Here is a 2,100-nt window from a genome sequence, read left to right as displayed (position 1 = left end):
AATTATAATTTTTTTCCAATCACGTCTTAAATATTGTACAAATAATATATCCCAGCGTGCAAATTTTTCTTTCATAATATTCTCCCCCTTACAACTAACCTTCATAGTGGCGCATAAATAAGTCCTCAAGAGTTGGCGGTGTAGCCTCAAATTTCTTGACTCCTAATTTAGTAGCCTCTACCAAAATATCATTAAGATATTTATGATCAGCAGAAAATATCCCTTGATTGTCTTTTTGTAGAAAATCATGTACTCCATTTATATTGATCATTTTAGATACATCCTCCTCTGTTTCCAATACTACTGTAGAACGGGTCAAGTGACGTAGTTCATCAAGGGTTCCAGCTTCTACAATTCCCCCTTGGCGTATAATAACAACTTTATCTGCCAGTCTCTCAACTTCACTTAAAATATGAGAAGATAATAAAACTGATTTACCTGCATCCTTAATTTCCCCAACTTCCTCTTGGAAAATCTGTTCCATCAAAGGATCCAGTCCAGATGTTGGTTCATCAAAGATATATAAGTCTGAATCAACTGATAATGCTGCAATTAAACCAACTTTTTGACGATTCCCCTTAGAATATCCCTTAGACTTCTTTCTAGGGTCTAACTCAAAACGTTTAATTAAATAATCTCGCCTTGACTTATCCCCTGACCCATGTAGTTTCATAAATAAATCAATAATTTCCCCTCCTGTTAGGTTCCCCCATAAAGCAACCTCACCTGGGACATAGGATATTCGTTTATGGATTTCAATGCTATCCTTCCAAACATCTTTACCAAATATTTCTGCATTTCCCTTATCCCTCTTAATAATTCCTAATAAGATTCGGATAGTAGTAGATTTACCAGCTCCATTAGGACCTATAAATCCAACAACTTCTCCAGCTTCTAAATTAAATGTTACATCTCTTAAGGCTTGAACCTTTCCAAAGTTTTTTTGTAAACCTTCTACCTTTAAAATTTTCGACATAATATACACCCCTTCTTCTCCTAATTATTATATTAATTACTCTTTACTTATAAAAATTATTTTTTAGCATGTGAGAATAAATTTCCCACTCTTCAATAGCCTTTTTCCCAAATGCACTACTATCTTTAAAAGTTTCTATTTCCTTAATAATTTTTTCCCCAAAACCAAACATAGTCCAGTTTAATATTTCAATTGCCCTTCCTATATCTATATCATCACGAAATTTAGAATAATCTATATCCTTATATATTTCTTTAATTCCTCTATCATATATAAGAGCCACTTTTTCCCCAATAATATCCTTTATTTCTTCTGATTCCTCTAGCTGTGCAGAAGCTAGAAAATCAAAGACATAAGGAAATTCTTTATGCACTCTTAATTTTTGTATGCCAAAATTTCCAATTCTTTTAAATATATCTCTTTCCTTTAAATCCATTTCTTTATACAAATCTTCAATAATATACATACTGTAATCAAGCAAATATATATATAATTCTTTTTTACTATTAAAATAATTAAATAATGATCCTTTAGATATTTCTGCATTTTTTACAATTTCATTGGTAGATGCTTTTTCAAAACTATTTTTAGCAAATTCCTTTAATGAAGCCTCTATAATTTGCTTTTGTTTATCTGATTTTAAATTCTCAAATTTAGAATAAATCATTTTCTCTCCTTATATTAAAATTATATTGACTGCCTAGGTCATTTACACTATAGCATAAGTGACCGGATAGGTCAATATAAAAGTCTTTATATTTCCATATATCATATGTAAGGGATTTGGCTCATATTGATTTGGTTTAAGTTGTTTTAACCTAATTTAAAATAATTTTATAAAGTATTAGTGTTTTTTGAGGTTAAGTGGGTATAATTTAGAACAAAACAAGTGTAAGAAGGTAATAACAATGAATTAATGGCATTTTATGGCATTTTGATTTAGGTGAGTCCTAGAGATAATGTTTCATTTTTTTAACAATTCTTCTATCTCTTGTTATTGCTTACTTGTCAATTTTTCATTAAAGGGCTATTCTATCACATTTGAAAAATTTAAATTATTATGCTATAGTAAAAAAAGTGGTAGATCTACAATTGAAGATGAATTGCAGCGCTTAATTCTTTAT

The 2,100-nt window shown here is 29.8% G+C and carries 2 protein-coding genes; both read right to left on the bottom strand.

The window, feature by feature from the left end:
- Positions 1-94: 94 nt before the first annotated feature.
- Entirely contained in the window at positions 95-976 is an 882-nt protein-coding gene (locus tag VK071_02965; GenBank protein HLR34272.1) for an ABC transporter ATP-binding protein, read from the bottom strand.
- Between the two features lie 43 nt (positions 977-1,019).
- A complete protein-coding gene (locus VK071_02960; GenBank protein HLR34271.1) occupies positions 1,020-1,643 on the bottom strand; it encodes a TetR/AcrR family transcriptional regulator in 624 nt (207 codons plus the stop codon).
- Positions 1,644-2,100: the final 457 nt, after the last annotated feature.

The organism is Tissierellales bacterium (assembly GCA_035301805.1).
Classification (GTDB): Bacteria; Bacillota; Clostridia; order Tissierellales; family DATGTQ01; genus DATGTQ01.
The sequence above is the reverse complement of the archived record's forward strand: the minus strand, read 5'-3'. Positions and strand labels throughout refer to the sequence as shown.

Coding starts and splice junctions, on each gene's coding strand:
- VK071_02965 (HLR34272.1), bottom strand. CDS start 976: ATGTCGAAAATTTTAAAGGTAGAAGGTTTACAAAAAAACTTTGGAAAG.
- VK071_02960 (HLR34271.1), bottom strand. CDS start 1,643: ATGATTTATTCTAAATTTGAGAATTTAAAATCAGATAAACAAAAGCAA.